The organism is Flavobacterium sp. (assembly GCF_046317795.1).
In the GTDB taxonomy this organism is placed as follows: domain Bacteria; phylum Bacteroidota; class Bacteroidia; order Flavobacteriales; family Flavobacteriaceae; genus Flavobacterium.
The window spans coordinates 1-9,078 of record NZ_JBKCVI010000010.1; the positions used below are offsets into that span (position 1 = coordinate 1).

At 33.2% G+C, this 9,078-nt stretch carries 11 protein-coding genes; 2 read left to right on the forward strand and 9 right to left on the reverse strand.

Annotated elements, in window-relative coordinates; all coding sequences use genetic code 11:
• Both ACK5ON_RS00410 and ACK5ON_RS00415 read left to right on the forward strand, forming a co-directional pair.
• Nucleotides 1–243: OmpA family protein (locus tag ACK5ON_RS00410; RefSeq protein WP_409818824.1), on the forward strand; the 243-nt coding region annotated here is incomplete at its 5' end.
• A 232-nt stretch (nt 244–475) separates the two neighbouring features.
• Nucleotides 476–1,624 (forward strand): IS256 family transposase, encoded by a 1,149-nt coding sequence (locus tag ACK5ON_RS00415; RefSeq protein WP_409818826.1) that lies wholly within the window; start codon nt 476–478, stop codon nt 1,622–1,624.
• 328 nt (nt 1,625–1,952) lie between these two features.
• On the opposite strand, the gene ACK5ON_RS00420 is transcribed toward ACK5ON_RS00415, so the two are convergent.
• The 9 genes from ACK5ON_RS00420 to ACK5ON_RS00460 form a co-directional block, all read right to left on the reverse strand.
• Nucleotides 1,953–2,483: a YybH family protein gene (locus ACK5ON_RS00420; RefSeq protein ID WP_409818828.1), complete on the reverse strand. Its 531-nt coding sequence runs from the start codon at nt 2,481–2,483 to the stop codon at nt 1,953–1,955.
• Between the two features lie 170 nt (nt 2,484–2,653).
• Nucleotides 2,654–2,863 (reverse strand): hypothetical protein, encoded by a 210-nt coding sequence (locus tag ACK5ON_RS00425; RefSeq protein ID WP_396172974.1) that lies wholly within the window; start codon nt 2,861–2,863, stop codon nt 2,654–2,656.
• A 62-nt stretch (nt 2,864–2,925) separates the two neighbouring features.
• A complete protein-coding gene (locus ACK5ON_RS00430; protein ID WP_409818830.1) occupies nt 2,926–3,990 on the reverse strand; it encodes a WD40/YVTN/BNR-like repeat-containing protein in 1,065 nt (354 codons plus the stop codon).
• A gap of 309 nt (nt 3,991–4,299) precedes the next feature.
• On the reverse strand, nt 4,300–4,950 hold the full coding sequence (locus ACK5ON_RS00435; protein WP_409818832.1) for a hypothetical protein: 651 nt from the start codon (nt 4,948–4,950) through the stop codon (nt 4,300–4,302).
• A 33-nt stretch (nt 4,951–4,983) separates the two neighbouring features.
• Nucleotides 4,984–5,457, reverse strand: coding sequence for a hypothetical protein (locus tag ACK5ON_RS00440; protein WP_396172971.1), 474 nt, complete (start codon nt 5,455–5,457; stop codon nt 4,984–4,986).
• A 206-nt stretch (nt 5,458–5,663) separates the two neighbouring features.
• A complete protein-coding gene (locus ACK5ON_RS00445) occupies nt 5,664–6,104 on the reverse strand; it encodes a hypothetical protein (RefSeq protein WP_409818834.1) in 441 nt (146 codons plus the stop codon).
• Between the two features lie 1,168 nt (nt 6,105–7,272).
• Nucleotides 7,273–7,764 carry a DinB family protein gene (locus ACK5ON_RS00450; RefSeq protein ID WP_409818836.1) on the reverse strand — a complete coding sequence of 164 codons (492 nt, stop codon included), beginning with the start codon at nt 7,762–7,764 and terminating at the stop codon, nt 7,273–7,275.
• 430 nt (nt 7,765–8,194) lie between these two features.
• Entirely contained in the window at nt 8,195–8,530 is a 336-nt protein-coding gene (locus tag ACK5ON_RS00455) for a hypothetical protein (RefSeq protein WP_409818839.1), read from the reverse strand.
• The coding region (locus tag ACK5ON_RS00460) for a M13-type metalloendopeptidase (protein WP_409818842.1) at nt 8,524–9,078 on the reverse strand (555 nt) is incomplete at its 5' end. The genes ACK5ON_RS00455 and ACK5ON_RS00460, both read right to left, overlap by 7 nt.

Below are 9,078 nucleotides of genomic sequence, written 5' to 3' on the forward strand. Positions count from 1 at the left end.
GATAAAATGGTTGTCATGGCTAAATCGCACACCGATAATAGAGGAAGTGATAAATACAATTTGTCATTATCAGATAGAAGAGCTAAATCAACTGTTCAATACATCATTTCAAAAGGAATTGATGCCAGCAGAATTTCTGGAAAAGGAATGGGAGAGTTAGAGCCAAAAGTTGATTGTGGTGCAAGCTGTACAGAAGAGCAACACGCTCAAAACAGACGTTCAGAGTTCTTGATTGTGAAGTAAAGTTTTAGATCTTATAGTAAAAGCCCCAAACTAACGGTTTGGGGCTTTTGATTTATATACATTTCTTATAATATTATTGATTTGATTTCTTTGTCTATTGGTAAGATGATTTTCATCTTTACTTCGGATACTGTACAAAAAAAGTGTTTAAAGTTTAAAATTTGTAATTTTAAATTACTAATGATAAACTTTCAGACTAATGAACTTTACATAAGAACAAATCTCTGAATTAATGTTGAATATTGCAAATTCAGAAAATGGCACTAATTTATTAATGCAAATGACTTTGAACGCTTTTATGAAAAGCGAATGCCATCTTCATCAACGAGAAAATCCTGACACATACGCAAATGGTTATCGAGAAAGAAAAGCACGTGGTTTTGGCAAGGAAATGGTTTTAAAAGTTCCTAGAACTCGCGATGGTGGATTTTATCCTGTATTACTCAATGTACTTCGAGATGAAGACGAGGAGCATCGTAAACTTATTTTTAGTTTGTATAAGAAAGGTTTAACCACCGAGCAAGTCAGTGATATTTATCAAGAGATTTATGGCAAAGATTACAGTAAACAACAGATTAGTTACTTGATGAAAGATAGCCGAGAAGAAGTTTCAGTTTGGTTAAATCGTAGATTAGATACACATTATTTGGCTCTTTATATCGATGCAACTTTTGTACATACACGACGAGATAAATCAGTAAGCAAAGAGGGGTATTATACGATTTTAGGTATAAAAGAAGATGGTTCAAGGGAAGTTTTGAGTATTGTAAATCATCCAACCGAAGGTGCTACTCTGTGGCAATTAGAGCTAAATTCGCTACAAAAAAGAGGCGTTCAAAGTATTGGTTTGATAGTGTCAGATGGTCTGGCTTCTATTGAAAACGCAATTGCAAAATCCTTTCCCAACGCACAGCATCAACTCTGTGTAGTACATATTAAACGTACTATTCTATCAGTTTTTCCAAGAACAAAAAGACTAGAAATAGGAAAGGAATTGTTGCAAATATTTGCCATTGAAACAAAAAAAGTTACTCCACTAGCAGCATTTGAAAATTTATGTAAATTTGTAGAGCAACATAAAAAAAGCTATCCAAGTTTGAAATCACTTTCAAATGATCGAAATATAGCTTATTTCTCTTATTTGAATTATCCAGCTCCAATTCAACGAATGATTTATTCTACCAATTGGATTGAGCGTTTAAATCGAGATTATAAAAGGGTTTTAAAAATGAGAGGTGCAATGCCAAGCCCTGAATCGGTTCTATTTTTAATGGGTTCAGTTGCAATGGAAAAAGAATACAAATCGTATAATTATCCAGTATCAGTATTTAGATACGTTGACGAATTAAAAAGAAAAATAAAAAATAAAGAAGAAGTTTAGTTCCGCTACGCTTCACTAAACTTCTTCTTTATTTGATTGAAATGAAAATAATAACAAACAATTTTACACACTTTTTAATACACTACCGTGTAAAATATCAAATCTCGGGGCTCACCCCTACCTGCCGGTTTACCTGCCGTAGGGATGGCAGGCAGGTCTTCCCATTCCGAACAGAGAAGTTAATTCCGAAGCTTGGGGACAGTGAGACAGTTTGCTATACATTAAACATCAAAACTAATTACACCCATTAGGTTAGAGAGTATTACGTTATTTTGCATCAAAAAAAACGATGCCGTGAGGCACCGTTATCTATTAAATTTAAATCGAATTATTTATTGTCTTCGGCAACAGGATCCGTTTCTGGTGAAGGAGCTGCTGCATTCGAGTCAGAGTTGTAGCAGTCTCTATATATTTTCCATTTATCGGCTTCTTTTTTATACACTATCAAAGACTTTCCATGGTCTCTTTCAACACCATCTTTATCAAAAACTGTCCATACGTTTTCTTGGGTTAATGTATTTTCATCTCCCCAAAGGCCAACCGATTTTATCTCCAATTTCATAGTGCCATTTTTGAAAAAAGCACTCATCTCTTCCTGAATAGCTGCATTGCCTTCGTATGTTTTTGAATTTGGCGGCATAAATTTGGCATCAGCAGTATAACAACTGGCTACACCCGCCGCATCTCCTTTAGTAAAGGCATCAGCATAGGTTGTATTTAATTCATCAATAGCTTGTTGGGCGGCAACCATATCAAATACTTTCGTTTCTTCTTTTTTACAACTTGTAGTTGTGAATACCAAGATAATTACAGTACAAAATGCCAATAAAATTTTCAATTGGTTTACTCTTTTTTTCATTTGATTACTTTTTGATTATTAATAGTATAAAATTAAGTATTTATTCTATTCTACCAAAAGATTTATAGCATAATTATGCATAATTCAAAATTTTAGGAAGTTAAAATAAATAAAACGCAATAGTACACAATACTACGTTAATAGTTTTATAGTTGATTACAATATTATGGTTATTTATCGGCTATACCAACACCATAGCCAAACAAGAGCGCAACGATAGCCAAATGAACGAATAACCATATCTTTTGCCAAAGTGGTCGTTCATTCCAAGGTTGGTCAGTGTTAAAAGGATCAAAAACAAGGCCTATTCCTAAAGAAGAAGCTGCTTCTTCGTAGGCATGTTGACCAAAGAATTGGTAGGCGGCAAATACGACAAACATAATTTACAGTATTCGGTTATACGGACTAATGTTTTTGTTTTCCATACTATTACTTATTTTGATTAAAGTTTGAACACATTCACTCCGATGGCATAGCCATATATGGTGCCTTGTTCGTCTTTGTATATTCTAATTTTATTACAAGCCCTTCCCAAGTCAATTTTCTGCCAAGTTACGCCGCCATCAGTTGTTTCAAAACCGCTATTTAGGGTACCTACAAACCCATGATTTTCATCAATAAAACCAATACCAAATTCTCTCGCTTGCGACTCTTCAACTAGGTTAATCTCTGTCCATGTAACACCACCATCAGTGGTTTTAGCCACTCGTTGTTGTTTCACAGAAGGGTCTGGGTTATAAGATTGGATGGTGACATAGCCCACTTTTGGGGTAGGAAACGCAATTTTCCATGTCGTTTCAAAAGGACGATTGGATTGGTACACTTTTTTCCATGTGTTGCCACCATCGGTAGTCTTCAAGATGAGCGCATTCGATTGGGAAATATCTTCATGAGTGGCTGCTGCCGCAAATCCTTCATTTTTATTGAGCATTTTGATATCAAATAACATTTTGCAATCGTCATTCATACTATGCGAAGTCCAAGTGGTGCCGCCATCATGAGAGGTCATCATATTGGCCGGACTTCCCACTCTTCCCACAGCATAGATATGGGTTTTATAGTCGATGTTACCGTGGTTGATGTATTGTTCTTTTACTATGTCAATAGCACACAATCCCTTTACATAAGGTCCTTTGTATGAAACTGATTGCCAGGTTTTACCACCATCTTTAGTACCATACAACGGAATGGTATCGGATACATTTGGAAAATAATCTGTGCCTACTGTTCCGGCAAAGCCAATGTTTTTATCTACAAAAGCTATGGTTCTAAAAAAAGTGCCTTTTTGTTCCAATTGCTTTTCCCAAGTTGAACCGCCATCAACAGTATGGAATATTTTACCATAGCCGTTGACATACCAGCCGTTATTTTTATCAATAAAAGCAATGTCATCTTGTTTTCCAGCATAAGGTTCGGTAGTGAGTGGCTTCCAAACGGTTGGTTGCCCTAAGACAGTGGAAGTTACAGTGAATAGAAGTAGGGCGGCAATACTATGTAATTTAGTCATACTGTTTAGTTTAAAAGTTAAAATTTCCGTTATAAGTAGCATGACTTTTGAAAATGTTACAGAAAAAAATACTACACTACTTATTTTTAAAAAGCAGCTACATAAAAGTACTTATAAGAAAAAAACCGTATCGTTGATAAACAATACGGTTTTATTATTGGTAACTCGTTGGCTATCCCTCGAGTGATGGTTACATATGGCTATGGTTTTCTATCATAGAGTGAAACGCCTTTTAAAAAAGTGATAAAATCTATGTTTCTATGTGGTTTAAAATGAAGCAAATTGGAATACATCCAATAAGCAAGCGTTTTATTTTCCTAATTCAAAAACAAGTCCACCACCTAAACTAAATTGATACACAGTCGAATAACTGCTCAAACCTGCCGAAGCACCACCAGTTCCAAAAAAGAGACCGCCACCAACTGACTGTGTGATTGATAATAATTGTGCTTGCAATTTCACACCCACTTTTTTGGTAGCCCAAATCGTTGCACCTCCTTTAATTCCCCAGGCAAATTTCGTTGCTGAGTCAGACCTTTTATTGGTGGGATTATCAACATTCACAATACCAACACCAGCCATAAAACCACCAAATCCTTCAACTTTTGAACCTGGTTTTGTAAATGTTTGGTTAGCTCCTAACATAATATAATTTAAGGCAACATCAAAATCAGCAGATTTAGACAAAATACTACCATCATTGTACTGCGTAGGAGCATTGGTGTCCAATCTCAAATACGATAATTCAATATAAGTACCTTTTCGAATTTCTCTTTCAATCCCGATACCATATTGGAAACCATCTTGAGTTTGACCTTGATAATACCTTCCTGGGTCATAATAGGAGTCAAAACTATCTTGAAATGTGTAGTTTCCATAAAGATTAATTCTCGTTTGGCCATAACTGGCAGTTGTTGCAACTATACAAAGTGCGATAAATAGATTTTTAAAATTTTTCATGGGTAATTGTTAGTTTAATTTATTGTTTATTGTTTATTGTTTTTGTAATTCTCCTATAAAAGGAAGGGCATTTTGAAGTTCGGACCGCACTGCTGTTTGCATGTATACTTCCATTTGAATAAACTTGGAAGCATTCAAAGCACCAACTGATTTTTTGGCAATTTCATAGTATTTAGATAATAATTTCTCAAAATCAGCATTATTTTTCAAGGTAGCTTTAGCCAATGCATCTGCTTTTTCATCAGTAAGATTGTAATAATCATTAGCATAGTTTTGGATGATTTCCACTTTTTTTGCTCCAAGAGCTTTACGTTCTATTTCATAAGCATCATAAACTTTGAAAAAAGCTGCACTTTGAGGTTCTGACAAATTCATGTAAGCAGTAGCCAATTCTTTTTTAGATTTTCCATAAATACCTTGAATAATATCAAGATCTTCTTTATTTGTTGATTGAGCAAATGTTGTTACTGTAGTAATAATTAATAGTACTAAAGATAATTTTTTCATAAGGGTGTTTTTTAAATTGTTAATTTTTAATTAGTTGTTGTTTAAAATTGATACCTCTATGTCGATTTCCTAAATAGAATTCTCTTAAATCAATTTCAAAAATATAAAATTTTACTTAAATAGGGTTTATTTTTTATTTTTTTATAGTATCATTAAATAGGATGAAAACAAACAAAATTGAAAATCCATTCAAATAGTGTTATTGACTATTTTTCTATAGTACCACTATAGTCCTTCATGCGTTCTCCTTGAATGAACATTTTCATTGTGTTAAAATGAATGGAAAACGGCACCTCGTTCCAATTGGTATCCGAATCCGAGCTATCGCTGTATTGATACCAAAGTGTGTAGGCAGCATTATCAAATCCTTTTATGAATTGTAATGCTCCACTCTCATCACATTCTATACCCCAAATCATGGCTCTTTTAGGCAATTCATGCAACTGGTAAATGCCGGTGCCGTTATTGTTTAATTCCACTATGGGTTCAGCACCTTGAAACAAATAGGTTCCTGCAATCGGAAAATCAACTGCATTGGTTATATAACGAGTACCCGTTTTGGTGGAGATGGTAGTCACCGAGTTTTGGGCGACACAGTTCAGGGCAATCAAGAGTAATAGTAGAGGAAGTACTTTTTTTACATTCATGTTTTATGCGGTTTGGTGTTGTATTCAATACACAGTAAGGAACAAATTCCTATTGGACTAATTACAAAGTTATTATATTTCCTTATTATATCCAACCTTAATTAGTTGTCTGACTACACTATTTAATGATTTAGTAACAAAAGTTCTACAACGTGCCAAGCTAACAGAGCATATCTTTTACCTTTTAAACCTTTTTATGCCTTATTTCTGTCACCCTGAGCGCTCCCGAAGTTTCGGGAGAAGGGGTAACCTCCTTTCATCAAACCCATCATGTCATTCCCTCTCATTTTTTAAGAAGTAAAAATGACCCTTATCTTTACTCTATATTCTATTTTCTTTCTTATTTCTTTATCATTCTCCCGATACTTCTAGAAATCAGAAATTGTCAACCTGAGTGCAGTCGAGAGATAATAATTTACGTGCAGATATTTATCTAATTACACGTGTCATCTATTTTCGCGCGCCGCTTGCCACTAACTACCTTACAGTCGCCTGTTTTAATAGGTTTACAACTTATTTGGTAAGATATTGGTATGTTACTTCCCCTTTCTATTCCCAAAAATACTACAATTTTATAACAAACTTTGTCAAAGTTAAAAAAGGTTGACAACGTTGTGGTTTTCTATTTTATTGCTCCTAAATCCGAAGACTTCGGAGAGCGGGGACTTCGGAGAGCGGGGTTTTTAATTAAGAGTATGAAATAGTCTTTTAATTAATTCCCACGATATAATTATAAAAATTACGCCAACAAATATATATAATCGCCATGATATCATTCTGTTATATCCATATGCATAATTTTCAGAACTATTATCATAATCTCTTTCTTTAACTTTTCTATAATTTTTATAGAACCAATATATCAGTGCAAGGAGAAATACTCCTAAACCTATTAAGAAAAACACATTCTCATCTTGAATAAATTTAGCTTGTTCCATTTTTTTTCTAAGGTTGGGTTTAAAACCTCTGGTTATTAATTTATAATTCCTAATCAAACATTTATTGGCTATAATTAGTGAACTAATAAACCTGTTTTATTAAACAACCACAAGAAAGGATTGACTTCGTCGAATTTCATTTCGCGCGGGAGTGGTGCGGTTTTCTATTTTAATACTCCGAAGTCGGGAGACTTCGGAGAGCGGGGTAATTTGTTATCGTTTTTGAAGTTTTAATAGAAATTAGTTTGTTGTTCTTTTAACCATTTTGTTATAAAAGTAATCTGTCCTGTATGAAATGAGAAGTGTTCTGTAATATGTATTAAAACTGAAATGCCTGTTTCCTGTTGATTCTGTATGGGTAGAATCCCCAACAATTTATCCCTGGTGACTGATTGAATACAAGGACGTAACTCTTCGCTTAAATTAGTCATCATAAGTATAAGCTCTTCTTTACTATGCGTTTTTTCAGCATCGAATTCTAATTGCCTATTTCTCACAAAAGGTTTTCCACCAATATAGTCAAGAATCCATTGATTCAAATTGCCATTTAGGTGTAATACCAAATTGCCAACACTATTTGATTGACTATTTGGTCGATACCAAATTTCTTCTTCATTTAACATTTCGAGGCATTTTATGACACGAGGAAAATTTTCATCTATCAAGTATCTTAGGATATTATCGATAAGAGCATTGCGAAGTTGAGTTTCAGTATTGTTCATAATATGTTTATTTTTTTAAATTTTTGTAAATATAAAATGTTTCCTAGTTTTCAATTAATTGTATCCCTTTACTAACTGGTGAAAGCACTGATTGTTAACATTTTGCGGCTTTGCGTCTGTTGCGATTCCAGTGAACTGCGTACTTTCTGCTAAGATAAAATTTTTTCGTGAAGAAATAAGTACAATTCAAGAAAAACCAGCAATAGCCAGAAACCGCTGTTATCGGCTGCCGTTTTCACGTCCGTTGCTTTGTGTTGTTTTTTTTAAATTGTTATTGTGACAAGTATTTTAGAAACATTCTGTAAAGATGAAGTAGAGAGAAAGAAGTTTGAATATTGTCCCGATATAAAATATAAATAGCAAACGAAACTGGTTTTGCGAATACTAATCATCTTTCTTAACTTTTTTTTGTATTGTTAGTAATTATAACTTACTTCAAAAAATCTATTCTAAAAATTAAATTGTTTTTAAAACTATAGAGTACTATCACTTCTACTGGATTTTCAATTATTCCATGAATTATTTCATGGTCTACAATTATTTCATTCAAGATAATTCTGTTGTTAATTATACAGTTGAGTAAATTCGAGTTTAAAAATCGTTGACTATAAAATAACCTGAATTGTTCTTTTCCTTCATACAATAACTTTTCAGGAAACTCATAAACTTTAATATCTTCTGAAAAGTTAACTATGAATTCCTCTAAGTTTTTTGAATTATATGCCTTCAGCTGGCGATTAATAGTTAAAAGATTACTATTTACCATATTACAATTCTATCTTTTTTATCTTTGTAAAGCTTCTCTTTTTTATTAATATTGAATACTTCATAGAATGGTGTAAAATTTGAAAGCACACCATTTACTCTCCATTTTGGAGGTGTGTGAGTATCTCTTAAAATCATATTTCTTAACTCATCTTCTGAAAGCTTTTCCCTCCAAACTTTAGCAAAAGATATAAAAAATTGTTTATCGAATTCTGTATCATTTTTCTTTCCCATTTCAGATAACTTATAAGCATCATAAGCAACACTTAATCCTCCTAAATCTGCAATATTTTCAGATAATGTTTGCTCACCATTAATAAAAATTTTCTCTGCTACTTCGTATTGGTTGAATTGATTTATTAGTTTTGAGCATAAATTTTCAAATGATTTTTCATCTTTTTCATCCCACCAATCTTGAAGATTGCCCTGATCATTATATTTTTTTCCATTTTTGTCAAAACCATGGGTTAGCTCATGTCCAATTATATAACCAATTGATCCATATAAAACTGAATCAGAATGATTTTGATTAAAAACAGGTTCCTGGAG